This window comes from Anoxynatronum sibiricum (assembly GCF_039414295.1).
GTDB lineage: Bacteria > Bacillota > Clostridia > Peptostreptococcales > Tindalliaceae > Anoxynatronum > Anoxynatronum sibiricum.
In genome coordinates this window covers 63,254-89,704 of record NZ_JBCITM010000015.1, presented here as the reverse complement: position 1 = coordinate 89,704, position 26,451 = coordinate 63,254, and the positions used below count along the sequence as shown (strand labels likewise).

Sequence of the window (26,451 nt, the reverse complement as noted above, 5' to 3'; positions counted from 1 at the left end):
AGATCAGATTATGAATGTATTCTTAAATGCAGTTCCCGATACGCTAAGATGTAGGTTATTTGCAAGTACATAACTTTCAGCCGATTTCGGACGGATTATCTGTCAAAAACTGGTGGGAAAGTTGAGTCATTAATCATTCAATCATTCAATCATTCAGAAGAAAAAGGCAACAGGCACCTATCACATCAAAACCAAAACCCAAATTAAAGCCAAAGCCGAAGCCATAACCAAAGCCGAAAATCAAAACCGAGAAAAAGGAGGCAATTTCATGTCTTTATGGCAAAATGAAACAGAAATGTTCCAACTTATGAAAGAAAAACTCTACACCCCTGTGGTGGGTGATATTCTGGATGTCATGGGCTACTACCACCAGTTTCTTCCCCAGGATGTCCGCCCCATGCGGGAAGATATGAAGCTGGCAGGCAAAGCCATGACAGTGCTGATGATTGACGTGTTCAGCGAACAGAAAAAACCCTTTGGATTGCTCACCGAAGCCCTTGACCAGCTGGAAACCAACGACATCTACATTGCCACCGGCGGCACCAAGCGGTGTGCTTACTGGGGTGAGCTGCTCACCGCTACGGCCCGGGTGCGGGGAGCGGTGGGAGCTGTGGTCAACGGCTGGCACCGGGATACGCCCCAGGTACTGGAGCAAAACTGGCCCGTGTTCAGCAACGGCTGCTACGCCCAGGATTCTTCTGTACGCACCCAGGTGGTGGATTTCCGCTGCCCCATTGAGATCGGCCAGGTAACCATTCAAGACGGCGACATTGTGTTCGGCGACGTCGATGGCGTACTCATCATCCCCGCCGGCATTGCCACAGAAGTCATTGAAAAATCACTGGAAAAAGCCGCCGGAGAGAAAGTGGTGCGCAAAGCCATCGAAGACGGCATGACCGCCACCGAAGCCTTCCGCACCTTCGGCATCCTATAAACGGAATAAGATGGAACCAACAGAAAGAAGGGTGTGCCATGAAACAGCCAACAGAAGCTGTGAAAGAAGCTGAGAACCTCTCCAATTCAGAAGCCTTTGTCATTGACCCGACAGACAATGTGGCTACGGCACTGGGTGAGATTTCTCCCGGGCCGGTGCCCCTCACAGGCCTTCCTCCAGGAGAATCCATTTCTCTGGAGGCGGTGGAAGTGATTCCCCCGGGGCATAAAATCGCCCTGAGCGCCATGTCGGCAGAAACACCCATTGTGAAATACGGCGTGGTCATCGGCTGCACCACCATGCCCGTTGAAAAGGGTGCATGGGTGCATCTCCACTGCATGCGCAGCCTGTACGATGAACGGTCGTCCCACTTGGATGCCCACACCGGTGCCCCGACGGATACCCGCTATGAATAAGGGAGGAAGCGTCATGAATCAGGATACCTCACCGTCACCAATGCAATGGCTGGGCTATGAACGGTCCCAGGGAAAAAAAGGCATTCGCAACAAGGTGCTGGTGATCTACACCGTTGAATGCGCCAGCTTTGTCGCCAAGGAAATCGTCAAACGCACCGACCATCAAGAGGTGGAAGTGGTGGGTTTTCAGGGCTGCACCGATAATGAATACGCCGTGCGCATGCTCATTGCCCTCATACGCCACCCCAATGTGGGGGCGGTGCTGGCAGTGGGCCTGGGCTGCGAATACATTCAGCCCCAATGGCTGGCAGAAAAAGCCGCCGCTGAGGGAAAGCCCGCGGAATGGTTCTTTATACAGGACGCCGGCGGCACCCAAAAGAGCATTGAAAAAGGCCTGACACTGGTGAAAGACCTGGAGCAGCAGCTGGAGAACACCCCCCGGGTGCCCATGGGCGTTGCCGATCTGGTGATTGGCGCCGAATGCGGCGGCAGTGACTACACCAGCGGCCTGGCAGGCAATGTGCTGGTGGGTCGGTTTTACGACTGGCTGGTGGATCAGGGGGGCACCGCTATTTTTGAAGAAATTGTGGAAGCCATCGGCCTGCGGGACCACCTGTTGGCCCGGGGAGCCGACGAAGCCGCCCGGGAAGCCCTGGCCAACACCTACGACAAAGCCCTTGACTACTGCAAAGCCGTGCGCCAGTATTCCGTGAGTCCCGGCAACTTCGCCGGCGGGCTTTCCACCATCGAAGAAAAAAGCATGGGTGCTTTTATCAAAAGCGGCTCCCGGCCCATTCAGGGCGTGCTGAAAGTGGGTGCCAACCCGCCCCATCCCGGCCTGTGGCTGCTGGACACCACCCCCGACCCCCACTGGATGAACTTCGGCATTACCAACCCCAACGATAACGAAGGCCTCATGGCCCTGATCGCCAGTGGCAGTCACCTCACTTTTCTGGTGACAGGACGGGGGAGTGTTGTGGGCTCTGCCGTGGCTCCGGTGGTGAAAATCACCGGTAACAGTGACACCTACCGGCACATGTCCGACGATATGGACGTGGACGCCGGCGTCATGCTCCGGGGCGCATGCACCCAGGAGGACGCCACCGCCCGCCTGGTGCAGCTGGTGACTGCCGTGGCCGGTGGTCAGTTAACCAAGGCTGAAGAACAGGGACATAAAGAATATTTCATTCCTTATAAGTACCAGGAAAAAGACGTGGTGAAACCTCGCAGATGCGACACATAAAGAGCCTCAATTCATTAAAAATCATGGGACTCAATCGATACACCAGCACATATTGACCATATTGATATCAGAACGCCGGCAAAAGAAAGCCAAAAAACCGGCTGTGAGGAGTGAAGATCAGTGAAAAAGACGGAATCATCCTATTCCCAAATTTTTTCCCTGGCGGGAAAAACCGCCGTCATCAGTGGTGGTGCCACCGGACTGGGTCTGGCCATGACGGAATGCATGGTCAGCGCCGGTGCCAAAGTGGTTATGCTGGGCCGCAGTCTGCCGGAAACCGCCCAGGCCATTTGCGACCAGTACCCCGGCAGTGTTTTTTACCGTCAGTATGACGTGGCCAATACCCAGGAGGCACCAGTACTGGCAGCGGAGCTCATTGAAGCCCACGGCCAGGTGGATATTCTCATCAACAATGCAGGCAACCACTGTAAAAAGCCTGTGGAAGAAATGACCGTGGAAGACTTTGAAGGGGTCATGAAGGTGCATGTCACCGGTGCCTTTGCCCTTTCAAAAGCCTTTGTGCCCCATATGCGCCAAAGGGGAAGTGGCAGCATTCTCTTCACCGCCAGTATGACCAGCTTCATCGGCCAGCCCTTTGTCATGGGCTATGCCGCCGCCAAATCAGCCTATCTGGGACTGGTACGCACCCTGGCCAGCGAAATCAGCGGCGACGGCATTCGAGTGAACGCCATTGCCCCCGGGTGGATCGACACCCCCATGTTCCGGAAAGCCACCGATAATGACCCGGCACGCAAGGCCAAAATTCTGGGCCGCACCCCCATGAACAAAGTGGGTGAACCGGCAGATATCGGCTGGGCAGCCGTGTACCTCTGCAGCGATGCCGCCAAATTTGTCACCGGTATCTGCCTGCCGGTGGACGGGGGCGCCCTCATCGGCTTTTAGCCGCCGCCTGTTCACCCAAAATCATTCACCCCGCAGGCCGACGGCCTGCAGAGAAGGAGGAACCATGTTCTCAGAAAACCTGTTTTTAACCAATGAAACCGGCAAGCATCTCTACAATGCCTATGCCAAAGACCTGCCCATCATCGATTACCACTGTCACCTGCTACCAAAAGAGATCTGCGAAAACAACGTGTTTGAAGATCTGGGAGAGATGTGGCTGGCTGGAGATCATTACAAATGGCGGGCCATGCGTACCTTTGGCATCGACGAACGCCTCATCACCGGCGACGCCAGCTATTATGAAAAATACCTGGCCTTTGCGCAAATCATGCCCCAGCTCATCGGCAACCCCCTGTATATCTGGTGCGCCCTTGAACTGAAGCGGTATTTTGACATCGACGAACCCCTGGGCCCTGAAAACGCCGAAGCCATCTACCAACAAACCAAGGCCATGATCGTGGAAAAGCAAATGACCCCCCGGTGGTGCATGGAGGTTTCCAAAGTGGAAGTGGCCAGCACCACCGAAGATCCGGTGGATTCCCTGGAATATCACGAAAAAATGCTGGCAGATCCCAGTCTGAAGGTGCGCGTTCTTTCCGCCTTCCGCCCCGACAAGGTGTTTTACTGCGAAAAGGCTGATTTCCCCGGCTACCTGCCCCAGCTGGAGGCCGTCACCGGCATAACCGTCAACTCCTTTGCCAGCATGATGACAGCATTGGAAAGAAGGCTGCAGGACTTCAAAGCCATCGGCACCATGATCAGTGACAACGGCATTGCCGATTTCACCTGGGCCGACTTCACCGAAGAACAGGTGGAAACCATCTATAAAAAAGCCGCCAAAGGTGAATCTCTCACCACTGTGGAAATCAACCGCTACAAATCCGCCTGTCTGGCAGTCATGGGGCAGATGTACCACCGCCAGGGCTTTGTGATGCAGCTTCATATCGGCACTTATCAGGGTGCCAACAAGGTGATGGAAAAACAGGTGGGCGTTTCCACCGGCTTCGACTGTACCGACGACACCACCTCTGTTCGCAGCGTGGGGACACTCCTGAACTACCTGAAAGAACGGGAAGCCCTTCCCAAAACCATTCTGTATCCCCTGAACCCGGTGCTCATGGAAACCTTCGCCATATTGGCCGCCGGCTTCTGCGAGGGCGGCACCCGGGCCAAGGTGCAGCTGGGAGCCCCCTGGTGGTTCAACGATCAGGCCTATGGCATTCAGCGCCAGTTTGAAGCCGTTGCCAACCTGTACCCCATCAGCCTGTCAGTTGGCATGCTCACCGATAGCCGCAGTTTCCTCAGCTATCCCCGCCATGAACTTTACCGCCGCATGCTCTGCAGCTACCTGGGATCCCTGGTGGAACGGGGCGAATACTTCTCCGGTGAAGCCGCACTGAAGCAGGTGGTGGAAAATATCTGCTACCATAACGCCCGGGAATTCTTCGGACTCCAGTAAGCATTTCATCAAGCATTTCAGTAAGTATTTCAGCACATTTCATTATAAATTCCAACAGGCATTCCAGTAAGCATTTTTTGAAAAAGCTCCCAGATGCAACTTCCGGGAGCTTTTTTTCTACCCTGAAATCACGAATCAAGAAAGGCTGCTACTTGGGAAATAACAACGAGATGAAAAATCAAATAGGCAATTACCCCTAAAAATAGGCAATCACCCCAAAAATAAGGTTAATTACCCCAAAAATGGGTGAGGCCTGTGAAATCTGCTATGGTACAGGTGAAAGAATCCATCTTTTCAACGATTCCACTTCGACAGCGCAGGGGTGAATGCGTGCTTGTAAATGAAAAATAATGCATCGGAAAATGTCAAATAGGCGATGAAAGTGCGTGAAGGAAACATTGCTAAAATAATGTCACAAATCAAAGAAAGTATCGCAATAGACAATAGTCTGAATCTTAAAAACCTGCTATACTGAACGAGTACAAATGCAACTTTGAAGAAGTGCATAGCAAACTGAAGACAAGTGGCTGCCAGGCTGAAGACAATCAAGGAACGGAGCGATAACCATGAAAAAAAGAATAGGGAGCATCACCCTGGTGATAGCCCTTTTGACAGGCCTGCTGGTACTGCAGGCAGGAGCCGTTGGAGCAGGTGGGGCAGAAGTGTTAGAAACAGGGCCTCCTGCCGATTTCGAGGGGCCACCTCTGCGCATTGGCTATGCGGAAACAGACCCCTTCACCAATTTTGCCGGTACCTTTCATGGTCTCCTGATAGGCCTGCAGGAATTGGGGTGGATTGATATTAATCCAGATGAAATTCCTTTCACAGAAGGCCAGGAAGACAGCCTGGTCATGTGGCAGTGGGTGGAAGCGAACAATGGGAGCTCCTACGTCACTTTTGTTCAAGATGCCCATTATTCCCTGCTTGATGACGACGCGACAGAAGCACTGGTGAATCGGGTGGAGAAAACACAAGATCTGGATCTGATGATTGTGTTGGGCACTTACTTCGGCAGAGTGATGGCAGCAGCTGATCACGAAACGCCCACATTGGTATTTTCCACCAGCAATGCCGTTCAGGCAGGAATCATCGAATCACCCCACAACTCAGGAAAAGACCATTTGTGGGCCCACATGGATGCAGACCGCTACAAGCGGCAGGTGGCAGTGTTCCATGATATTTTTGCGTTTGAAAAACTGGGGCTTGTCTACGAAGATTCCCTGGAAGGGCGTATTTATGCCGCTCTGGAAGATTTGGAATCGCTGAAAGAAGAACGGGGTTTTGAACTGGTGACCCGCATCGTGACAGAAGCCTCCGGAGAAGAAGACCGGGATCGATACCACGAAGAATTGCTGCAAGCCTACACAGAACTGGCCGGCGAAGTGGACGCCCTGTACATGACGGCGGGCACCCGGGACAACCAGGAGCTGGAACGGCTGTTAACCCCCCTGTACGAAGCGGGAATCCCTGTGTTTTCACAGTTGGGGGCCACAGAAGTGCGTCACGGAGCGCTTCTCAGTCTGTACCGGGCCGACTTTACAGGTGTGGGTCGCTTTGGGGCAGACCAGATTGGGCGGGTGCTCAGGGGCGAAAACCCCGGGGAACTGCCTCAGGTCTACGGTGACACCCCCAGCATTGTTCTGAACATGGCGGTGGCTGAGCGTACCGGATACCAGCCGCCCTTTGAGATTTTGCTCATTGCCGATGAAATCTATCAAAGCACCGAATAAACAAACGGGCTCTCATTCGGTGGCGAAAGAAACGCCACAATCCACGAACACAAGCTGTCGGCAACAGCCGGCAACAGTTTGCAACAGCCTGCAGTAGTCAGTCCACAACCAGTGACACCAGCACTAACCAGCACTAACCAGCAATAGCCAGTAAAGGCACCAGCTGCCAGCATGTGACATGATGAGGCAGCCTTGAAAACACAGAAATGAGATGATGTGGGTGAAGCAGACAAACAGGAACCTGGCAGACACCAATCAGAAACAAATGAAACAAACCTTTATCGTGGCTTCCCTGATGTTAATCATCGGTGTGCTGGCCTTCACCGGCATGCTTAACATCAGTTCTTTTCGGAACCAGTATGTCACCTCTCTGATGAACAGCCAGTCAGTGGTGGTGGGTGAAACCGTTCGAAAAATTGAATTTGCTGTCAAATACGGGAAGCCCCTTGAAAATTTCCATGGCATGACAGCACTGTTGGAAGAAATTCGCGGCCAGCTTCCAGACATCCAGCAGGTGGAAGTGTATTCCGGAACGGGAGAGGTACTGTATGCTCTGGAAGACATCCCCCTGTCTGAAAACATGAAGCGGCAGGCAGTCTTTCATGAAAAGCCCTCACAGGCGTACATGCACATTTTGGAAGAAGGCGTGTACCACCAGTTTTTTCCGGTGTTGAACCAGGATGGCCATCCCATTGGCAGTCTGGGACTGGCCTTTTCTGAAAGCCTTGTGGAAGAACGGGTCAGGCCTTACCTGTATCAACAGGGACGCAACCTGCTGCTGTTGGTGTGTATGGCCACCCTGGCACTGATTTTTCTCAGCGGGAGAAAATCGCCGGTAACAGTAGAAGGGAACATTGATCGAAAAATCCTGCTGTGGTTGATGGTGGGGGTCATTGGGTCTGCCCAGGTCATTTACGGCTTATTAAACTATCAGATGTTCCATGAAGCTTACCTGACCCAGACCCGGGACAACACAGCGGCCGTGGCCGCCATTATTGAAAAAGACATCGAGACGGTATTGGCTAAAGGGGTGGGTTACCACCAGTTTTACCAAATGGACCAGTACCTGGCCAACATTGCCAATTCTCTGCCTGAAGTGGAAGGCATTCGGATGATTCAAAATGACCGGATTATTCACGGCATGACCCCTGAGGAAGCCGGCAGTGCCTGGCAACCAGGGGAAGAAGTCGCCGGCATTCCATTGCCGGAAGCAGCAGGGGAAATCAGCGGCATGTCACTGCAGGTGACGGTCTCTCAGGAATACCTGCGCCACCAACTGCGGGAGCTGATGCTGGACACCCTCACCGTTTTGGTCACTTCCACCTTTTTCATGGTGGAACTCACCTTTTTTCTCATGGTGTGGCTGAGCCGAAAAAAGAAGCCTTCATCGGCTGACGAAGAAACCTGGCAGAGGCACGAGACACTGCCGGGAGAAGCATGCCTGCCACAGGAAGACCAGACCATGGATGCGCTGGTGGTGCGGGTGCTGGCCTTCATCGTCTTCACCGCCATTTTCATGTCCTCCTCCTTCATCCCCCTTCTCATGAAATCCATCTCCAGACCTGTGATGGGCCTTTCTGAGAATGTGATTTACGGTCTTCCCATTTCTTTCAACTTCCTGCTGGGGGCATTGGGCATTATTTTGGCAGGAAAATACATCGACAAAATCGGTTGGCGAAAAACCTTTTTTGCAGGTGTTCTGGTGCTGGGAGCAGGCACCCTGATGTCTGGGTTCACCACCAACCCCCTGGTGTTTGTTTTGGTGAGGGGCATTACCGGAGCCGGGTACGGCTTTATCCTCATGGCCATGCGTGGATGTGTGCTGACCCTGGCTTCTGACAGATTTGAGGGATATGCCTCCCTCAATGCCGGTATTTATTCCGGCATGAACTGTGGCGTGGTCATCGGGGCCATGCTGGCAGACCGCATCGCCTACCGGGGGGTATTCATGGTAACAGTGGGGTTGATTGCTCTGGCAGCCCTGTATGTTCTGAAATTTACCCAAAAGCCGACAGAAACCGATTTGAAGGCCCCGCCGGTGGAAGAAAAGCTGGTGGAAAGCATGGAAAAGAAACAGACAAATCCCCTGAAACACTTCTTTTCCGACAAAAAAGTGTCTCTGTTTTTTCTGGGAATCTTACTGCCTGCCGGCATTTGCATGATGTTTCTTGACTACTTCTTCCCCCTTCTGACCCAGGAAATGAATGTGCCTGTGGCCAATGTGGGCCGGGCGTTTCTGGTGAACGGCGTCTGTATCGTTTACCTGGGGCCGGTGATCAATCGCGTGCTGGGCAAACGGCTCCGGGTGGAAACCCTGGTGGTCATGGGAGCCCTCAGCACCGTGGGTGCCATGGTGGTTTTTGCATCAGTGGGTACACTGATGGCCGCCTTTGCCGCTGCTTTTCTTCTGGGCATCGCCGACAGCTTTGCTCTGGTGGCCCAAACCAATTACCTGCTGGGGTTGGAATCAGCCCAGCGGCTGGGTAGGGGCCTGGCACTGGGATACTACAGCAACGTGAAAAAAATCGGGCAGATGTTGGGACCCATGGTCTTTGGAGGCATGATCACGCTGGGCAACCAGCGGGGTATTGGCTTCATCGGGGCAGGGGTGCTGGTACTGACCCTGGCCTTTATGACCACCCTGCGCCGAAGTAAAGGTGAACGGGAAGAATCGGAAGTCCCGCTTCAGGGATAAGCGGGAACTTTTTGTTCATGCATGGTAAAAAGCCTGCGCAAATATGTGTGAACAACTTGAAAAGAGTGGTGTCTATTCATTATTCCCTGCAACCTATTTACTGAAAACCAGCCGAAGGCGGTTGTGTGTAGAGATCAGGTTTAACTGGTTGAAACTGATAATGTGCTTCATTGACGGGAGGCAGCCCATGAACACGCATGTGAAAAACACAGGTACACCCACAGGCACCAATCACACAGGCACACCCACAGCCGGAGCGACAGCCAGTTTACTGGATGAAAACCACTGGGTGCAGCCCCGGGAAGCACCAGATCTGACCACCCGCCTTGAAGACCAGGCATTTATCAAGGACTGGCAGCGCTACCAGGCCATGGCCCAGAAGCAAAGCCTGATGAAGGTGCTGAAAACCCCCCTGCGGCAACTGTGTTTTCCCATTGAAGCAGGCATGAGCCAACACAGCGAATACCAGGCTGCCACCAAAAAGGGCCTCAGCCCCCTGTTAATGAAAAAAGCCACCGGGTTGCCACTGGAAGACCCCGAAGGAATTCGGCTGTTTTTTCACCCAACAGAAGCAGGGCATCTGCCGGTGCTGGATATTCCCTCGCGGCCCGATTTTGAAAACCTGATGCGGGCACTGGCCCGCCGGAATGAACCGGTGGAAATCCCCCTTTCCACGGGGGCCTGCATGGTGAAGGGCTACAACAACTGGGACCGGGTGGAACAATACCGGAAGCAAAAAGGAGCCGCTTTCAGTTTTCAGCACATGAAAGAGGCACCGGAACATTACCGGGATGTGTTTCTTCTCATCACCCAGGCACCCTACAGTGGGGTGACCGCCACGGCCCTGGGCCTTAAGAACAGTGAATGGCTGGCCCATTCCCGAGCCATCCGGCTGGCCCACGAAGCCACTCATTACGTGACACTGCGGGTGTACGGCAGTGCCAAAAACCACCTGCTGGACGAAATGGTGGCCGACTACCGGGGGATCGTGGCTGCCCTGGGCGAGTTCAAAGCCTCCTGGCTGCTCCATTTCTTCGGTATTGAGGAAGACCTGACCTATCGCCCCGGGGGGCGAATGCAAAACTACCTGAAAGACCAGCACTTATCTGATAAAGCTTTTCAGGAAGTGGTGAAAGTGGTGGCCCAGGCGGCACACCAGCTGGAAGCCTGGGGCAGCCGAAACCCAGACATCTACACCACAAAAGGCCAGAGCAGCGCACTGGCTCACCTGACCCGATTAACCCTGCGGCAGATGGCAGCAGGCACGGGGCTCTGAGAACCTTTCAAAAACCCCTTAAAACCACTGAAATAACCACTGAAATAACCACTAAATCAACCTGGTGGAAAAAATAAATCAGCGAGAGGAGGCGTGGCCATGGCACCCGTCAAACCAGTGATTCATCGAAGCACCATTGAAAACAGTCCCCTTCTTTCCTGCTACAACCGGGAGACGAAAAAAAGCAGCCTTTGCCGTCTGGCCATCCTTGAAACAGAGGCACTGGAAGAAGTGATGGCCTTGCACCAGTCGGTCATCAGTGAACTGGAAAACCCGGACCTGTACATCCCCTATACCCGGGAAGAAATGGCAGGGTACCTGAATCAGGAACATGGCTTTCTCCTGGGCATGTATGACGAAACCGGGCTGGGAGCCTTCCGGGTAATTGCCTGGCCCGGGGAGGGAAAAGACAACCTGGGGCATTGTTTGGGGATTGCCCAAAGCCAACTGGGGCAGGTTATTCAGTTGGAGGGTACCAATGTTCACCCAAGGTACCGGGGCAATGGGCTGCAGTGTTTGTTAACCGAAAAGGCCATGGGTTGCCTACAGCCTTTTGAAAGAGAAGGGATTCTGCTGACAGCGGTGTCACCCCTGAACGGCAGAAGCCTGGTGAACATGGTGGCGTTAGGCATGCACATTGCCGGCTTGAAAAACCAGAACAATAAACCAGTGCGGCTGGTGCTGAGAAAATCGCTTTTTCAGGAAAGTCAGCAGTGGCAGAAAGGCCCATGGGTCGAAGCCGGTGACATTGAAAGCCACCAGAAGATGCTGACCATGGGGTTGAAGGGGCATGAAGCCAAAATGGATGCCGAAAAAGGGTTGCAGGTTCGTTATGGAAGACCACTATTGAGTCATGAGGGGGCTATAATGCGATGAATAAGAGGTTAATCAGATTGTGCGCAGGCGTCGGTCTTCTGGCAGTGCTGGCCAGTGGATGCCAGAGTGCCGACACCCTGGAAGGACAGCGAAGAACATGGGAACGAAATCCTGAGCAGCCGGTGACCTTCGCGGTGGCAGGGCGCATCCCGTTTCTGACCACCAATACCGACTTTATGGATGGTGCCCTATTGGCATTGGAGGAAATAAACGCAGCAGGCGGCGTGGCAGGCAGAACACTGGAACTGGCCCCTTATGATGATGAAGCATCTGTGATGAAAGGCACCATCATTGCCCAGGAATTATCCAATAACAGGAGCCTCAGCGCTGTCATTGGTCATACCAGCACCCACGTCACCATTCCTGTTTCCACCATTTATGAGGATGCGGGAATGCTGATGATCTCCCCCATTGTGTCCAACAGCCGCCTGACCCAGCGGGGGTATGGAAACATATTCCAAAACATCCCCGGCGATGATGACATCGGCAGGGAAATGGCGATGTATGCCCATAAACAAGGCCTGGAACGGATTGTGATTTATTATGCCGACAACGAATACGGCCGGGGATTGGCCAATGCCTTTGAAGCAGCGGCAGATGATTTAAATCTTCAGGTGGTGGACAGAGCCACCCGATTCCATGAAGACACCCATTTTCGGCGAGCCCTGCAAAAATGGCAAGCCATGGATTACGAAGCCGTCTTTGTGGCAGACTCCATGCTGACAGGCAAAGAGTTTCTCTTCCGGCTGCAGGAGGCGGGCGAATCCCCGGCCATCCTGGCAGATGCAGGCATGGACGTGGACTTTATCCACACTTTTGGAGAGTATGGGGAAGGGGCAGTACTGGCTTCCCTGGCAAATATGGAAACGGGAGGTGCCAGGATGAACCAATTCCTCGAAACTTTTCAGCAGGTCCATGGAAAAGCACCCGACGAATGGGCGGTGCAGGGGTACGAAACCATCCACATTTTGGCAGAAGCCGTGAACCGGGCGCAAAGCCCTGCTCCCGCCGATGTGGCAGAAGCCCTCAGGATGATCACCTGGGAAGGTTTGACGGGCAACATCCACTTTGATTCCACGGGACGAGTCGCCGGTAAACACATTTACCAAAAACGGGTGGTCAATGGCCGCTTTGTCTACGAACTGTTGGACAGTGAATAGGAGGGGAAGCGCATGAGCAAAATATTTCGTAAAACATCACTGGATCGGCTGTCATCCCCAGAGCAGCTTGACCAGATCATGACAGTCACCACCCCCCGAGCCTGGCTGGCTTTGCTGGCCATTGGGGCCATGGTAGTTACCGCACTGATATGGGGGATTTTCGGCAGCATTCCCGCCAAAACCCACGGGCAGGGGATTCTACTCACCAGTGGCGGCGTTCACAATGTCACCCACTCCAGCAGCGGCCGGGTGACAGACATTCGGGTGAGACAGGGAGATGTGGTGCGCCAGGGCGACGTGCTGGCCCGCATCGAACAGCAGGAGATGGTGGAAGAAATTAACCGGTTGAAACTGAAAATCACTGAACTGGAACGGGTGGAAACAAGCCTGCCCCAATTTCAGGAAGCCGCTTTTCAGGAAGAACTGTATGAACTGTATGAAATGACCCGTCGGCTGGAAGATGCCGCCGCCCAGGTGGTGATCATGGAAGCCAATTACAATCGGGAAGCCGCTAATGCCAGCCTGAACCGCTTTGAACTGGAACGGTCCATGATTGCGCTGGAGGAAGCTGAGATGCAGGCAGAACGGCAGCAGGAAGAAGTGGACAGAAAAAAAGCCCTTCATGAAGCCGGTGCCGTTTCCCAGACAGAGTACGAAGCAGCAGTGAACCAGTTTAAGCTGTATGAAATGAATGTGGAACGAGCCCGGCAGGCGGTGGAAGCCTTTCCTTCTCAGGAACAGGCAACCGCGCAGTCTCTCCGGGCCCAGGAGGCGCAGCTGACGCAGACCCGGCTTCAGGTACGGTTGCTGGAAGAAGAGTTGGAAGACCGACAAAACCGCCTGGCTTCTTCCACCGCCAGAGAAATGGTGGACACACAACGCCGCATTGAAGCCTTGCAGCAGCAATTGCAGTTTTCTTCCAACATCGTGGCCGGCGTCAGTGGCCGGGTGCTGGAAGTGCGGGTGAGCCAGGACGACTTGGTACAGCCGGGCGCGTCCCTCTTCAGTATCGTTCAGGAAGGCAGCAGTGTGCAGGACTTACAGGGAATTCTGTATGTGCCGGCAGACCGGGGCAAACAGATCATCCCCGGCATGGAGGCTCAGATTTCTCCGGGAGTGGCCAAGAAAGAAGAATATGGCTACATGCTGGGTCGGGTGGTGTCGGTGTCTGAGTACCCGGCAACGGCTCAGGGAATGCTGTTAACCTTGGGGAACCAAGAACTGGTGAGCCAGCTGGCAGGCCAGGGAGCCCCCATCGAAGTGCGTATTGAACTGGTGACCAACCCCAATACCCCCAGCGGCTACCAGTGGTCCACCCCCATGGGCCCCCCCATGGTCATTGACAGCGGTACTGTGGGCAGTGGCTCCATCACGGTGAGTTCCCAGCAACCCATTCGAATGATCATTCCCAAGATTAAAAAATACCTGCCTTTCGACTAAGGAGGCGAAACTATGTCAGCACAACCAACCGGATTTCGGTATAAAGTACCCACAGTGCTCCAAATGGAAGCTGTGGAATGCGGCGCCGCCTCCCTGGCCATGATTTTAGCCCACTACAAACTATTTGTTCCCCTGGAAGAACTGCGGATACAGTGCGGCGTCTCCCGGGACGGCAGTAAAGCCAGCAATATGCTGCGGGCCGCCCGGCGTTACGGCCTCGTATCCAAAGGATACCGCTGGGAACCCGCTTCTCTGAAGAAGCTCACCGGCCCCGCTATTATTCACTGGAATTTCAACCATTTTCTCGTGCTGGAAGGCTTCAAAAATGGCAAAGTGTACTTGAACGACCCGGGAACCGGCCCCCGCACAGTGACAGAAGAAGAGCTGGACCAAGCCTTCACCGGCGTGGTGATCACCTTCGAGCCCGGCCCCGACTTTAAAAAAGGCGGCAGCCGGCCCAGCATCATCAAAGCCCTGTTTAAACGGGTCAAAGGCTCAGAAACCGCCTTGACCTACAGCATCATCATCGGCCTCCTGCTGGTAATTCCCGGCATTGTCATCCCGGTGTTTTCCAAGATTTTTGTGGACGAAGTGCTTCTGGGAGGCCGGGACAACTGGCTGAAGGCCCTGTTATGGGGTATGGGAATCACCGCAGTGCTCAGGGCGCTTCTCACCTGGATTCAGGAATACTACCTGCTGCGGCTGGAAACCAAAGTGGCCCTCAGTACCTCCGGCCAGTTTTTATGGCATGTGCTGCGGCTGCCGGTGGAATTTTTTCAGCAGCGTTATGTGGGCGACCTGAGCGTTCGAATGCAAAGCAACGACCAGGTGGCCAAAGTGATGTCAGGCCAGATGGCAAAAACATTTCTGGATTTCATGGTCATTATCTTTTACGTCTTCATCATGATCCAGTACGACGTTGTGCTGACCCTCATCGGCGTGGTGGTGGCCATTATCAGTGTCCTGTACCTGCGAATGGTATCCAATAAACGGGAAGACATGAATGCCAAACTGTTGCAGGATTATGGCAAATTGCAGGGTACCGCCATGTCAGGGTTGCAAATGATTGAAACCCTGAAAGCCACCGGCTCCGAAGGTGATTTCTTCGCAAAATGGGCAGGGTACCAGGCTAAAACCCTGAACGCAGAACAGAAAATGGGCGTTTCCAACCAGCTGCTTTCAGGCATTCCCGGGTTCCTCACGGCCCTGACCAACACCCTGGTCCTGATCGTGGGCGGTTTCCGTATTTTGGACGGTCACATGACCGTGGGGATGCTGGTGGCCTTCCAAAGCCTCATGGGCAGTTTCATGGACCCTGTGAACAGCCTGGTGCAGATGGGTGGCGTGTTACAGACCCTGAAGGGAGACATGGCACGGTTGGACGACGTGCTGAAATACCCCGTCGACGGCATGACCCTGTTGCCGGAAACAACAGCTGAGATGCAGGCAAACAACCAGAGAAATAATGAAAACCAGGAAAATAACGAAGCTGGGAAAGTCGGAGAAGCCGGAGAAGACCGGCCAATCTGGGAAGAGAAACTGGAGGGGTGGGTCACATTGGAGCAGGTCTCTTTTGGATACAGCCCTTTGGAACCACCGCTGATCAATGATTTCAGCCTTACCCTGAGACCAGGAGAACGAGTGGCCCTGGTGGGCGGTTCCGGCAGCGGCAAATCCACAGTGGCCAAACTGGTGTCAGGGCTCTACCAGCCCTGGTCAGGACGCATTCTCTTCGACGGCAAGGAACGAAAAGAACTGCCCCGTCAGATGCTGACCAACTCCATTGCCGTGGTAGACCAGGACATTGCCATGTTTAAGGCAACCATCCAGGACAACATCACCCTGTGGGACCCCACCACCCCTGAACTGGATGTGGTTCAGGCGGCCAAAGACGCCTGCATTCACCGGGACGTGTCAGAACGACCCAACGGTTACATGGCTGAATTGGATGAAGGTGGCACCAACTTCAGCGGCGGCCAGCGCCAGCGGCTTGAAATTTCCCGGGCGCTGGTGAACAATCCCAGCATACTGGTATTAGACGAGGCGACCAGCGCACTGGACCCGCTGACAGAAAAAGAACTGGACGAAAACATCCGTCGTCGTGGTTGTGCCTGCATCATCGTGGCGCACCGCCTCAGCACCATTCGCGACTGCGACGAAATCATTGTGATGGAGCAGGGCAAAATAGTGGAACGTGGCTCCCACGAAGACTTGAAAAACATGGGTGGGTACTATGCCAACCTCATCAACATGGGTTAGGAAAGGGGTGACTGCATGGATCTGAACAAAGAAAACCTACATGAGCAAATCAAATCCTTAGGCACCCCCCTGGAACTGGAGGGGAACAAACCGTTGTTGCTCCGCGACCAGAACCAGGTGTACCTGGTGACCGAAGGAAAAGCAGATCTATTTTCCGTTAAAATTGACGATTTTCAACCGGCAGGACGCCGTCAGTTTGTTTTTGAAATAACAGAAGGGGAGCTGCTGTTTCCTTTGCTGCCCTACCAGGACAACCAGCGGGGCATCCTCATGAATGGCCGACATGGCACCACGGTAGTGGTGCTGGAACGAAGTCGCTTTATTGAAGCGTTAAAAGACCCGGGAGAAATGGGAAAAGAACTGGAAAAACTGGTGGTCAGCTGGTTGGAACGGTTGCAGCGCTATCTGTTACCAGAGAAAGTCCACAGTCAGTTTCAGCTGGTATCTCTGGAAGACAGCCTGGTAACGGTACAGCAGCACGAGCGCATCAGAACACCCAACCGGTTTCTATGGGTGCAGGCGAACACCGGCGGCTTAATTCTCAATGACTGGGAAGAAGGGCCGAGGCTGAAACAGGGGCAATGGGCCCCCCTATCGCCCATCGGATGGCTCACAGCAATGGAAGCCACCAGCATCACCCTGGCATCCACCCGAACAATGGTAGAGCAGGGGTGGATGGACCAAGCCTTAACCTGGATGAACCTGGCATTCAAGGAGTACCTGGTGTACCGGGAGCAGCAGCGGCTGGTGACCCAGCTTCAGCAGCAGGAGGATAAGCAGAAATACAACCAGTGGTTTGTGAAGAATTCCCTGCTGCAGCTGGCCAAAGTAACAGAGAAAGTGGACGACTTCCTTCAGGAAGAGGTGGTGAGAGATCCCCTGCTGGCAGCCTGCCAGATGGTGGGAAAAAAACAGCACATCCACATCCCGGCTTCCATCGACAAAATTCTATCTGTCGATTCCAAAGATCCCCTGGGAGAAATCGCCAAGGCAGCCAGGTTCAACACCCGCCAGGTGATTTTGAGGGAAGACTGGCACCGTGAAGACCACGGCCCCCTGCTGGCTTACTGGGGGGAAGACAAGAAACCAGTGGCCCTGATCCCTGAAAACCCCTCCCGTTACCGAATGCACGACCCGGTAACCCGGGAGAGCAGGGTGGTGGACAAAGCCCTGGCAGAGGAGATGGAAGGCTTCGCCCAGTACTTCTACCGCCCCTTCCCCAATAAAGTGCTCAAAGCCAAAGATCTGATTCAGTTCGGCCTTACCAGCAGTTGGCGCCGGGATTTGGTGATTATCCTGCTGATGGGGATTGCCGGCGGGATTTTGGGCATGCTTACCCCTGTGGCAACAGGCATTGTTTTTGACACAGTGATTCCCGAAGGAGAACGGTCACGATTGCTGCAAATCGGATTCCTGCTGGGATCTGTGGCCCTGGCCAACGCACTGTTTGAGCTGACCCGCTCTTTTGCCATGCTGCGCTTGGAAGGCAAAATGGACGGCGCCATTCAGGCAGCGGTGTGGGATCGGCTGCTGGCCTTGCCGGTACCCTTTTTCAAGGACTATACCTCCGGTGAACTGGCCATGCGGGCCATGGGCATTACCCAGATTCGAAAAGTGCTTTCCGGGGTGGCGGTGAACACCATCATCACCAGCATGTTTTCCATTTTCACCTTCGGATTGCTGTTTTACTACAACAAACGACTGGCTCTTTTTGCCACCATTCCAGTGGTCGTCAGTATTCTGGTGACCCTGGGCCTGGGCCATTTCCAGTTGCGGTACGAGAAGAAGCTCATCGACTTCTCCAAAGATATTCAGGGCATGGTGCTGCAGCTTTTCAGCGGCGTGGCCAAATTCCGGGTGGCAGGAGCAGAAAACCGAGCCTTCCACCAATGGACAAAAGCCTTCAGCCAACAGCGGCAAGTGGCATTGAAAAACGAAACCGTTGCCAATATCATGAAAACCTTTAACGCCCTGTTCCCTGTGGTCACCTCCATGTTCATCTATTACATGGTGATCAAATCCACCAAATCACACCTGGACCCAGGGAAATTCATTGCCTTTAATTCCGCCCTGGGCAGTTTTATCGGCTATATGACAAATCTCTCGCAAACCTATATTACCGTCAATGCCATCAACCCCATGTACAAAATGATCGCCCCCATTCTGGAGGCGATGCCGGAATACGACGAAGCCAAGGGCGACGTCGGGGTGCTGACAGGAGAAATCGAAGTGAGCCGGGTTTCTTTCCGGTACAAGGAAGGTGCTCCCCTGGTACTGAAAGACATGTCTTTCAAGATTCAGGAAGGGGAGTACGTGGCCCTGGTGGGTTCCTCCGGCAGCGGCAAGTCAACCCTGTTCCGGGTGCTGCTGGGATTTGAAAAGCCAGAGACCGGGCAGGTCTACTACAATGGCAAAGACCTGACAAAAGTGGACATCCGATCGGTGCGCAAACAGCTGGGCGTGGTACTGCAAAACGGGCAGCTGATGCAGGGAGACATTTACACCAATATTGTGGGATCCAACCCAAGCCTCACCATGGAGGACGCTTGGGACGCCGCCCGGCGGGCCGGCATGGAAGAAGACATCAAAGCCATGCCCATGGGCATGCACACCGTCATCAGTGAAGGAGCCAGCACCCTTTCAGGAGGCCAGCGGCAACGGCTGCTCATTGCCAGGGCCATTGTCAGCCGGCCACGAATCATCTACTTTGACGAAGCCACCAGCGCCCTTGACAACCGAACCCAGAAAATAGTCAGCGAAAGCCTTGACCAGTTAAGCGCCACCCGCATTGTCATTGCCCACCGACTCAGTACCATCATCAACTGCCAGCGAATCATAGTCATGGATCAGGGAGAAATCGCAGAGCAGGGCACCTATGAAGAACTGATGAACATGAACGGTCTTTTTGCCCAACTGGCCAAGCGGCAGCTGGCCTAAGAATTAAACCAGAAGATTTACATTTTGATTAAAATCAAAAGGTGGAATAAACATGGAAGAAAAACTGGAGTTATTAAAGCAAAAACTAGAGGCAAACGAAGACTTGCTTAAACAGTTAGTAGAGCAGGAAACACCCGAAAAAGTGAAGGCACTATTGAAAGAAAACGACGTAGAGTTAAGCCTGCAGGAAGCCGGTGAAGTGAAAAAAGCCATTGCAAAAGCGTTTGAATTAGCAGAAGAAGGCAAAGGTTTGGAGCGGGAATTGTCAGAGGACGAGTTGGACGAAGTGGGTGGCGGTTCTTTGTTCCTCTTTATAATCAGTGTCATTATAGCTTCTGCACTTACATTAGGAGTTTTAGGTGGTACAGGAGCTATCGAGCAGGTAGTTAACGAAAATAAATCCAAATAAAAAATCTGGTTTTCGCGGATTTTAGGAGGTAGGAGGTAACGTGGGGACGGAGGCAGTGTAACCTCCACGGGTAACGTGGGGACGGAGGCAGTGTAACCTCCAGTAGTGTAACTTCTTAGTTGTTAACCAAAATACAAATAGAAAGAGAGATGAAAAATGGAAGACAAATGGGTTGTATTGAAACAGAAACTGGAAGCTGATGAGCAGTTGGTTGAAAAGTTGTTCCAGCAGGAAACACCGGAAGAGGTACAGGCCTTGTTGAAAGAAAATGACGTAGACTTGACCATTGAAGAGATCGGTGAAGTGAGAGGAGTTCTGATCAAAGCCCTGGAACGCGCTGAAGAAGGCGAATTATCCGAGGAAGACCTGGAAGAAGTGACAGGGGGCTGCTTCGCTATAGCTTTTGGGGTAACCACTCTGGTACTCTTCATAGCAGCAAAAGTTACTGGTTGGGGTCTCTTTGCCCACACGGAATCAAGAGGGCGTTGGTAGAAGCGTCATAACAGTGCCGTTACCCAAAAACACCACGAGGGAGTAACAAACATGGAGGGTAACGTGGGGACGGAGGGCAAGAAGGCTTCGAAGCAGAAAAAAGGAGGAAGAAGTCATGTCAGTGAAAATCTTTTTACAAACCGCTACAAAAGAACAAATACAGCAGCTGGAACAATGCAAGTCTAAAGAAGCGCTCATCGCCATGATAGATTCTTTGGGTATCACCCTGACCCCAGAGGAAACGCAGATATTGGAAGAAACCTTTAAAGGAGAAGCTATCGGCGAGCTGGATGAAGCTGATTTAGAGCAAGTAGCCGGAGGTTCGAGAATGCAGGTTCCTTCCAGCAAGCAGTTTGTGGGGAATTTTACAGATGTTAGCCGCTTATGTTAACTCTTTATAGCGGGTAACTTCCAGGGAACGTAGGTAGTGTCACTAATAGTGTCGCATACGAGTTGAATCGAGCGATGGAGAGTTGTCAGGAAAGGAGCATTTCAATGCCCGTAGACGTGGGGGATTTACTGAAAATAACTGTATCACAGGCACCGGAGAATCTGTTCTCCACAGATACGGCCAGACACATACAACGATTAAGCGAATCCTTTGCCGGTTTTCAGACCAGCGAAGTCATCGCAGAAACCAATTTAAATGACCAGGCCGGCAGGGCAGACATTTCTTTTCGCGTGTTGGCAGAAGAGGCACCTGCAATGATTCAGGCATTTTCAAGCCCCGCCTTCGACAAAATGGCAGAAGCTGACAGCTGGCAGCGACTCATAAGCTTTTGCCGTGGGTGGCCGGCAGAGGTGGCGGAAGTGTGGATTGAAATGGACCAGACCGCCTACGAACAGCCTCTTCCCCCGCCCTGCTTCTTTTACGACGGCAGCGGTGTTCACCCCCGAAGAGGCATGCACCAGCCACTGCTGCGCCCCAGCCTGTCAATGCTGCTGGATAACCCGGCTGTTGGAAAAATGGAAAACACATTACTGCACACCCTTTCTTCCCTGCCGGAAGAAGTGACGGTTTTTCAGATGGGCACCATGTTGGCCCGTCACCAGGACCGCCTGAGGCTGTTCACCGCAGAAATGAGCTGGGAACAGGCAATGACCTGGACAGAAGGCCTGCAATGGAAAGGAACTCCGCCGGATGTGGCCTCCCTCAACAACCTCACCAAGCACCATAGCGACGGCAGATTCATCCTGGATGTGGATGTGGCAGAAGAAGGCGTACACCCAAAACTGGGCATTAATTTTGGTGTGACTTCCCCCGAAAATCTCCATGCCTTTCTGGAAGAGCTCATCAAAGCAGGCCTGTGCACACAAGAAAAGAAGGAGATCCTGCTGTCATGGAAAGGAACCCGGGGGCAGTTCATGGGCAAGGAAGCAGGTTATTGCGCCCTGATCAACAGAATATCCCACTTTAAACTGACACAGCAGGAGGGCCAACCCCTCACAGCAAAGGTCTACCTGCAGACCCTGGCAGTTTCCATTAAAAAGCAGCTTCAAAAGAAACGCCTCGCCCGGGAGGCAGCGGAAAGAAATCAGGAGATGGCGAAAGGCACGGCAGCCTACCGCCACTGGCAACGCCAGACCCAGGAAAACATGAAGCAGCTAATGACAAAAGCCATGCTTGACCAGGACTTTCGCAACAGGTGTCTGAATGAAGGTGAAACTGTTTTCAGTGAAACCTTTGAAGGAGAAGTACCCACTCACTGGCGGCCCTGTTTTATTGAAACGGACACGGTAAAGACCAGCGAGACAAGCCAGAAACCCTGGGAGATCAACCTGCCGCCTTATCTGAAAAAAACCTGGCTGAACAGCAACTCCCAACAATGATGACAAAGACCAGTCCTGGGGTTTAAATATCCAAAGAGCACCAAAATCGCCATGACAGAACAACAGACATGAGACCATATAAAAAGTGAAAGGTGGATGAATATGGAAGAAAAATTGAAATTATTACAACAGAAACTGGAAGCGGATGAGCAGTTGGTTGAAAAGCTGATGCAGCAGGAAACACCGGAAGAGGTACAGGCTCTTTTAAAAGAAAACGATGTGAATTTGACCATTGAAGAAATTAATGAAATAAGAGAAGCCATACTGAAAATGCTGGACCGCATGACAGAAGGCGAATTGTCAGAAGAGGACTTGGAAGAAGTAACAGGTGGCATCTTTTTCGCTTACGGTGTATTGGCACTGTGTGGGATTTTTGTTGCTCTAGCCACTGGCACAACTGTCACCAATATGTTTACAAAAGGACGTTGGTAAAAGAGTCATAACAGTGACGTTATCCCAAATCACCACGATGGAGTAACAGCCCATAAACCTCAATAGAGTTAAACGAAGCAAATGGAGAAGTGCCAAGAAAAGAGCGTTCCAACAGCGACTATCAAATCCACCGGCCGCTGATCCTGGACATCGATTTGGATGTTTTTTCCTGCGACGGCTCTTTCAGCCCATCGGGAGGGAGAGGGAGACCACAGCCGGTATTACCTCACCTACAATTGTTTCTTGCCAGCGGAGAAGGCTGTTTGCAGACCAGGCAGCAGCCTTGTGAAAAGTGAAAGGTGGATGAAAAATGGAAGACAAATCAACCATGCTGATGAAAAAACTAAAAGAAGATCCGGTATTGGCGGAAAAACTTTTTTCTCAGGAAACCGCTGAAGAAGCCCAAACTGTGCTGGCGGCAGAAGGCATGATGTTTAACATGGAAGAAATAAAACAGCTTGCTGCGATTGTGGCAAAATCAATGGTGATCGTTGAAGAGGAAATATCAGAGGAAGACCTGGATAACGTGGCAGGTGGTACGGGTTTTGAATACGGTAGTGTCGTTTTTACCAGGGGAAGTTGGTAAGCAACAGATGATGGTGTAGTCTGGCACCAAGATCGCCATGACACAACAACAGACATGAGACCATATAAAAAGTGAAAGGTGAATGAAAAATGGAAGAAAGAATGATGTTGTTAAAACAGAAACTGGAAGCGGATGAGCAGTTGGTTGAAAAGCTGATGCAGCAGGAAACATCGGAAGATGTACAGGCTCTTTTAAAAGAAAATGGCGTGGATTTGACCATTGAAGAAGTTAATGAGATAAGGGAAGTTCTGCTGAAACTGATGGACCGCATGTCGGAAGGCGAATTGTCAGAAGAAGACTTGGCAGAAGTGACAGGTGGAATCGGTGTCCTTGCAGCTGTAGGGATCGGTATGGCGATTTATTCTCTCCTAGGCGCAGGCGGTTTAGCCACAACGATAGCGACAAGATGGCGCTGGTAGAAGGCGAAACTGTTTTCAGGGAAACCTTTGAAGGGGAAGTGCCCCCTGACTGGCAGCCCTCTTTTCTTGAAACAGACTCGGATAAGACCAATGAAACATGCCAGAAACTCTGGGGGGGGACCTGCCTCCGTATCTAAAGAAAACCTGGCTGAACAACAAATCCACACAGGGGTGATGACAATGCACCATAGGCAGAACCCAATTCCCCTCATCATCATTGAGGAACACCATCAGGCATTTACTGTCTGGCAGGAAGCCTCCGGGAGAGGCATCATTCCTCCTGCCGGCAACGCACTGCTGCACACAGACACCCATGACGATCTGGTACAAGGCGGAATCCCCACCTCCATCCATGCCCTGCCGGAGGATTCCCAGGGCATCGTGGACTATACATACCAGAACCTGGGCATTGCCAATTTCATTACACCCCAGCTCTACCAGGGCCTGCTGGGCGAAGTGGCCTGGTTGAAAGGGTTTGGCATTGGCAACGCATCGGACACCTGGCGCAGTGTTGTTTCCTGGAAATCCCAAGGATGCCACTTCACATCCGGTGAGGTAACACCCATGCTGCGGCGGGTGCTGGAAAACCCGGAAAGCAAGTGGGGAAACCACAGCTTTTACCGGTACATTCAGCTTCAAACCACCAGCGACTATCAAACCCACCGACCGCTGATCCTGGACATCGATTTGGATATTTTCTCCTGCGACAATGGACTCTCGTCAGCAGAAACCCGTATTGAAATAACCGCAGAAGCTTACCGGGAGTACCAGGAAAACCCTTATCACCCCATGCGCCTGTTGCCTGCGGCGGCTCTTTCAGCCCATCGGGAGGGAGAGGGAGACCACAGCCGGTATTACCTCTCCTACGAAGAATTTCAGGAAATACCGGAGCTGTTAAAAGTATCTGAGGCTGTGATTGAACGACGCATTGGAAAACTAAAGGATTTTTTAAGCCGCAATCAATTAAAACCCCTATTAATAACCCTTTGCCGTTCCCGCATGTCCGGTTATACACCAGAGGATCAGTGGCGGCAGATTGAAAACAAGTTGCTGAAAGCGCTGAGAGAGATTTATTCTATGAAGGTAATACCACTTCATTTGTTTCTTGTCAGCGAAGAAGGCTGTTTGCAGACCAGGCAGCAGCCTGGCGAAAAGTGAAAGGTGGATGAAAAATGGAAGAAAGAATGATGTTGTTAAAACAGAAACTGGAAGCGGATGAGCAGTTGGTTGAAAAGCTGATGCAGCAGGAAACACCGGAAGAGGTACAGGCTCTTTTAAAAGAAAACGGCGTGGATTTGACCATTGAAGAAATTAATACAGTGAGGGAAGCCTTGCTCAAAGCCATGGAACGCTCTGAAGAAGGGGAATTATCCGAAGAAGATCTGGAAGAAGTGACCGGTGGTGTTTTCCTCATAAGCATGATCCTTGCTATAGCGTGTGCTGCTGGTTTGACTCAACTGACGATGAGTGCGAATGGAAAGCGCTGGTAAAAAGTAACTGCCGATTAAATCATCAGCCCTTAAATGGCGATGAAGGAGTACCAGACATGTGTTGATACAAAAGGTGAAAGGTGGATGAAAAATGGAAGATAAAATGATGTTGTTAAAACAGAAACTGGAAGCGGATGAAAAGCTGGCTGAAAAGCTGTTTCAGCTGGAAACAGCGGAAGAGGTACAGGTTCTTCTAAAAGATAACGATGTGGAGATGACTCTTGAAGAAATCAATACAGTGAGGGAAGCCTTGATCAAAGCCATGGAACGCTCTGAAGAAAGCGAATTATCCGAAGAAGATCTGGAAGAAGTAACGGGCGGGTTTTTCTGGATGCTGGGGCTTGCCCTTGCATTAATGGCGGTCGGATCCACTGCATACGTTACAGAAGCAAAGGGAAAGCGCTGGTAAAAAGTAACTGCCGATTAAATCATCAGCCCTTAAATGGCGATGAAGGAGTACCAGACATGTGTTGATACAAAAGGTGAAAGGTGGATGAAAAATGGAAGATAAAATGATGTTGTTAAAACAGAAACTGGAAGCGGATGAAAAGCTGGCTGAAAAGCTGTTTCAGCTGGAAACAGCGGAAGAGGTACAGGCTTTGTTGAAAGAAAACGGATTTGACATGACGATTGAAGAAATAAATGCAGCAAGGGAAGCATTAATTACATCCATCACACCCTCAGAAACAGGCGAATTGTCGGAAGAGAACCTGGATAGAGTGGCTGGCGGATCCACAGGGGATGTACCAAGGAGAAGAATGATTCATATACCATGGTAGAAGGGCAACCTTCAACACACCACAACAAAAGAGTATGAAATGATCTCATTAAATAAAGGAGACCTGAGAGAGGAAAACCATAGGGCGTTCGGAAAAGAACATGTTGGCGGCATACCGGATGCCGGGAGGTCAATTCAGCTATTTGCGTCTCCTTCAGCTGAATCAACTGGGGCAGTGGCTGGAAATAGGGGAGTCCAATCCCCTGGTGCAGCGACTGATAAGCTGGCAGCCTACTTGAAAGAGCGCCGTCGCCAGAAAGACAGCATGCCAGGAGGAGCTGAACTGGGTGGTGATTTTATTCCCTATTTAGCAGACTCCATATTTGTACTATTTCTGACTACCCTGCTCATCAAAGAACCTGTGGCCATTATTAAGAATTCATTAATCGAAATGGCCGGCGGAACTTTGCAAGATCATCATAAACGTAGCTATTTCGAAGAAGTGGTGCATCAAAATATGCCAACACACATCTTAGTGGAAGACGTGTTTATCAGTAAAAATGGCAGCCAGTATATCATTCTGGTATACATTACAACCTATCAACCCAGTTACCTGAAAAAAGAGATCATTGACACAAAAAATCAAATTGCCCGGATCCTTCAAAAAGACCATCCCCACCTGTCTCTTGAAATGATACCAGAAGGCAAGGCCGTTTAGTGACAGAGAATCAGGCTGGGTACCGGGAC

The 26,451-nt window shown here is 52.1% G+C and carries 25 protein-coding genes; all 25 read left to right on the top strand.

Annotated elements, in window-relative coordinates; genetic code table 11:
* The first annotated feature begins 268 nt into the window (after window positions 1-268).
* The 25 genes from AAIG11_RS13275 (at window position 269) to AAIG11_RS13155 (ending at window position 26,422) form a co-directional block, all read left to right on the top strand.
* On the top strand, window positions 269-934 hold the full coding sequence (locus tag AAIG11_RS13275; RefSeq protein ID WP_343186718.1) for an RraA family protein: 666 nt from the start codon (window positions 269-271) through the stop codon (window positions 932-934).
* 38 nt (window positions 935-972) lie between these two features.
* Window positions 973-1,350, top strand: a complete 378-nt coding sequence (locus tag AAIG11_RS13270) for a UxaA family hydrolase (protein WP_343186717.1) — start codon at window positions 973-975, stop codon at window positions 1,348-1,350.
* Between the two features lie 13 nt (window positions 1,351-1,363).
* Window positions 1,364-2,593, top strand: coding sequence for a UxaA family hydrolase (locus AAIG11_RS13265; protein WP_343186716.1), 1,230 nt, complete (start codon window positions 1,364-1,366; stop codon window positions 2,591-2,593).
* A 120-nt stretch (window positions 2,594-2,713) separates the two neighbouring features.
* Complete coding sequence (locus tag AAIG11_RS13260) at window positions 2,714-3,496, top strand: SDR family NAD(P)-dependent oxidoreductase (protein ID WP_343186715.1); 783 nt, start codon at window positions 2,714-2,716, stop codon at window positions 3,494-3,496.
* Window positions 3,497-3,560: 64 nt separating this feature from the next.
* Window positions 3,561-4,955 carry a glucuronate isomerase gene (uxaC, locus tag AAIG11_RS13255; RefSeq protein ID WP_343186714.1) on the top strand — a complete coding sequence of 465 codons (1,395 nt, stop codon included), beginning with the start codon at window positions 3,561-3,563 and terminating at the stop codon, window positions 4,953-4,955.
* Between the two features lie 566 nt (window positions 4,956-5,521).
* Entirely contained in the window at window positions 5,522-6,685 is a 1,164-nt protein-coding gene (locus AAIG11_RS13250; RefSeq protein WP_343186713.1) for an ABC transporter substrate binding protein, read from the top strand.
* Between the two features lie 220 nt (window positions 6,686-6,905).
* The gene (locus AAIG11_RS13245; protein WP_343186712.1) at window positions 6,906-9,380 is read left to right on the top strand and encodes an MFS transporter; all 2,475 of its coding nucleotides are present in this window, start codon (window positions 6,906-6,908) and stop codon (window positions 9,378-9,380) included.
* A 187-nt stretch (window positions 9,381-9,567) separates the two neighbouring features.
* A complete protein-coding gene (locus AAIG11_RS13240; protein WP_343186711.1) occupies window positions 9,568-10,656 on the top strand; it encodes a DUF7005 family protein in 1,089 nt (362 codons plus the stop codon).
* Between the two features lie 99 nt (window positions 10,657-10,755).
* Window positions 10,756-11,532, top strand: coding sequence for a hypothetical protein (locus AAIG11_RS13235; RefSeq protein WP_343186710.1), 777 nt, complete (start codon window positions 10,756-10,758; stop codon window positions 11,530-11,532).
* Window positions 11,529-12,692, top strand: coding sequence for an ABC transporter substrate-binding protein (locus AAIG11_RS13230; RefSeq protein ID WP_343186709.1), 1,164 nt, complete (start codon window positions 11,529-11,531; stop codon window positions 12,690-12,692). The genes AAIG11_RS13235 and AAIG11_RS13230 overlap by 4 nt, the downstream gene beginning before the upstream one ends.
* Before the next feature lie 12 nt (window positions 12,693-12,704).
* Window positions 12,705-14,132 (top strand): NHLP bacteriocin system secretion protein, encoded by a 1,428-nt coding sequence (locus tag AAIG11_RS13225; RefSeq protein WP_343186708.1) that lies wholly within the window; start codon window positions 12,705-12,707, stop codon window positions 14,130-14,132.
* Window positions 14,133-14,144: 12 nt separating this feature from the next.
* Window positions 14,145-16,391 carry an NHLP family bacteriocin export ABC transporter peptidase/permease/ATPase subunit gene (locus tag AAIG11_RS13220; RefSeq protein ID WP_343186707.1) on the top strand — a complete coding sequence of 749 codons (2,247 nt, stop codon included), beginning with the start codon at window positions 14,145-14,147 and terminating at the stop codon, window positions 16,389-16,391.
* Between the two features lie 15 nt (window positions 16,392-16,406).
* Window positions 16,407-19,328 (top strand): NHLP bacteriocin export ABC transporter permease/ATPase subunit, encoded by a 2,922-nt coding sequence (locus AAIG11_RS13215; RefSeq protein ID WP_343186706.1) that lies wholly within the window; start codon window positions 16,407-16,409, stop codon window positions 19,326-19,328.
* A gap of 52 nt (window positions 19,329-19,380) precedes the next feature.
* A complete protein-coding gene (locus AAIG11_RS13210; RefSeq protein ID WP_343186705.1) occupies window positions 19,381-19,737 on the top strand; it encodes a hypothetical protein in 357 nt (118 codons plus the stop codon).
* Between the two features lie 177 nt (window positions 19,738-19,914).
* Complete coding sequence (locus AAIG11_RS13205; RefSeq protein WP_343186704.1) at window positions 19,915-20,229, top strand: hypothetical protein; 315 nt, start codon at window positions 19,915-19,917, stop codon at window positions 20,227-20,229.
* A gap of 115 nt (window positions 20,230-20,344) precedes the next feature.
* Window positions 20,345-20,620, top strand: a complete 276-nt coding sequence (locus AAIG11_RS13200) for a hypothetical protein (RefSeq protein WP_283409363.1) — start codon at window positions 20,345-20,347, stop codon at window positions 20,618-20,620.
* A 104-nt stretch (window positions 20,621-20,724) separates the two neighbouring features.
* Window positions 20,725-22,059 carry a hypothetical protein gene (locus AAIG11_RS13195; protein WP_283409362.1) on the top strand — a complete coding sequence of 445 codons (1,335 nt, stop codon included), beginning with the start codon at window positions 20,725-20,727 and terminating at the stop codon, window positions 22,057-22,059.
* 102 nt (window positions 22,060-22,161) lie between these two features.
* Complete coding sequence (locus AAIG11_RS13190; RefSeq protein ID WP_283409361.1) at window positions 22,162-22,491, top strand: Nif11-like leader peptide family RiPP precursor; 330 nt, start codon at window positions 22,162-22,164, stop codon at window positions 22,489-22,491.
* Between the two features lie 310 nt (window positions 22,492-22,801).
* On the top strand, window positions 22,802-23,077 hold the full coding sequence (locus AAIG11_RS13185) for a Nif11-like leader peptide family RiPP precursor (RefSeq protein WP_343186703.1): 276 nt from the start codon (window positions 22,802-22,804) through the stop codon (window positions 23,075-23,077).
* Between the two features lie 89 nt (window positions 23,078-23,166).
* The gene (locus AAIG11_RS13180; RefSeq protein WP_343186702.1) at window positions 23,167-23,496 is read left to right on the top strand and encodes a Nif11-like leader peptide family RiPP precursor; all 330 of its coding nucleotides are present in this window, start codon (window positions 23,167-23,169) and stop codon (window positions 23,494-23,496) included.
* A gap of 180 nt (window positions 23,497-23,676) precedes the next feature.
* Entirely contained in the window at window positions 23,677-24,654 is a 978-nt protein-coding gene (locus AAIG11_RS13175) for a peptide arginase family protein (protein ID WP_343186701.1), read from the top strand.
* Window positions 24,655-24,668: 14 nt separating this feature from the next.
* Window positions 24,669-24,986, top strand: coding sequence for a Nif11-like leader peptide family RiPP precursor (locus tag AAIG11_RS13170; RefSeq protein WP_283409357.1), 318 nt, complete (start codon window positions 24,669-24,671; stop codon window positions 24,984-24,986).
* A gap of 91 nt (window positions 24,987-25,077) precedes the next feature.
* Window positions 25,078-25,395, top strand: a complete 318-nt coding sequence (locus AAIG11_RS13165; RefSeq protein ID WP_283409356.1) for a hypothetical protein — start codon at window positions 25,078-25,080, stop codon at window positions 25,393-25,395.
* A 91-nt stretch (window positions 25,396-25,486) separates the two neighbouring features.
* Window positions 25,487-25,765 carry a Nif11-like leader peptide family RiPP precursor gene (locus AAIG11_RS13160; RefSeq protein ID WP_283409355.1) on the top strand — a complete coding sequence of 93 codons (279 nt, stop codon included), beginning with the start codon at window positions 25,487-25,489 and terminating at the stop codon, window positions 25,763-25,765.
* Between the two features lie 39 nt (window positions 25,766-25,804).
* The gene (locus AAIG11_RS13155; RefSeq protein ID WP_343186700.1) at window positions 25,805-26,422 is read left to right on the top strand and encodes a hypothetical protein; all 618 of its coding nucleotides are present in this window, start codon (window positions 25,805-25,807) and stop codon (window positions 26,420-26,422) included.
* Window positions 26,423-26,451 lie beyond the last annotated feature (29 nt).

What these genes read in the sequence shown, in the direction of transcription:
- AAIG11_RS13275 (WP_343186718.1), top strand. Translation starts at nt 269, where the DNA reads ATGTCTTTATGGCAAAATGAAACAGAAATGTTCCAACTTATGAAAGAA.
- AAIG11_RS13270 (WP_343186717.1), top strand. Translation starts at nt 973, where the DNA reads ATGAAACAGCCAACAGAAGCTGTGAAAGAAGCTGAGAACCTCTCCAAT.
- AAIG11_RS13265 (WP_343186716.1), top strand. Translation starts at nt 1,364, where the DNA reads ATGAATCAGGATACCTCACCGTCACCAATGCAATGGCTGGGCTATGAA.
- uxaC (WP_343186714.1), top strand. Translation starts at nt 3,561, where the DNA reads ATGTTCTCAGAAAACCTGTTTTTAACCAATGAAACCGGCAAGCATCTC.
- AAIG11_RS13250 (WP_343186713.1), top strand. Translation starts at nt 5,522, where the DNA reads ATGAAAAAAAGAATAGGGAGCATCACCCTGGTGATAGCCCTTTTGACA.
- AAIG11_RS13240 (WP_343186711.1), top strand. Translation starts at nt 9,568, where the DNA reads ATGAACACGCATGTGAAAAACACAGGTACACCCACAGGCACCAATCAC.
- AAIG11_RS13235 (WP_343186710.1), top strand. Translation starts at nt 10,756, where the DNA reads ATGGCACCCGTCAAACCAGTGATTCATCGAAGCACCATTGAAAACAGT.
- AAIG11_RS13230 (WP_343186709.1), top strand. Translation starts at nt 11,529, where the DNA reads ATGAATAAGAGGTTAATCAGATTGTGCGCAGGCGTCGGTCTTCTGGCA.
- AAIG11_RS13225 (WP_343186708.1), top strand. Translation starts at nt 12,705, where the DNA reads ATGAGCAAAATATTTCGTAAAACATCACTGGATCGGCTGTCATCCCCA.
- AAIG11_RS13220 (WP_343186707.1), top strand. Translation starts at nt 14,145, where the DNA reads ATGTCAGCACAACCAACCGGATTTCGGTATAAAGTACCCACAGTGCTC.
- AAIG11_RS13215 (WP_343186706.1), top strand. Translation starts at nt 16,407, where the DNA reads ATGGATCTGAACAAAGAAAACCTACATGAGCAAATCAAATCCTTAGGC.
- AAIG11_RS13210 (WP_343186705.1), top strand. Translation starts at nt 19,381, where the DNA reads ATGGAAGAAAAACTGGAGTTATTAAAGCAAAAACTAGAGGCAAACGAA.
- AAIG11_RS13200 (WP_283409363.1), top strand. Translation starts at nt 20,345, where the DNA reads ATGTCAGTGAAAATCTTTTTACAAACCGCTACAAAAGAACAAATACAG.
- AAIG11_RS13195 (WP_283409362.1), top strand. Translation starts at nt 20,725, where the DNA reads ATGCCCGTAGACGTGGGGGATTTACTGAAAATAACTGTATCACAGGCA.
- AAIG11_RS13190 (WP_283409361.1), top strand. Translation starts at nt 22,162, where the DNA reads ATGGAAGAAAAATTGAAATTATTACAACAGAAACTGGAAGCGGATGAG.
- AAIG11_RS13185 (WP_343186703.1), top strand. Translation starts at nt 22,802, where the DNA reads ATGGAAGACAAATCAACCATGCTGATGAAAAAACTAAAAGAAGATCCG.
- AAIG11_RS13180 (WP_343186702.1), top strand. Translation starts at nt 23,167, where the DNA reads ATGGAAGAAAGAATGATGTTGTTAAAACAGAAACTGGAAGCGGATGAG.
- AAIG11_RS13175 (WP_343186701.1), top strand. Translation starts at nt 23,677, where the DNA reads ATGCACCATAGGCAGAACCCAATTCCCCTCATCATCATTGAGGAACAC.
- AAIG11_RS13170 (WP_283409357.1), top strand. Translation starts at nt 24,669, where the DNA reads ATGGAAGAAAGAATGATGTTGTTAAAACAGAAACTGGAAGCGGATGAG.
- AAIG11_RS13165 (WP_283409356.1), top strand. Translation starts at nt 25,078, where the DNA reads ATGGAAGATAAAATGATGTTGTTAAAACAGAAACTGGAAGCGGATGAA.
- AAIG11_RS13160 (WP_283409355.1), top strand. Translation starts at nt 25,487, where the DNA reads ATGGAAGATAAAATGATGTTGTTAAAACAGAAACTGGAAGCGGATGAA.
- AAIG11_RS13155 (WP_343186700.1), top strand. Translation starts at nt 25,805, where the DNA reads ATGATCTCATTAAATAAAGGAGACCTGAGAGAGGAAAACCATAGGGCG.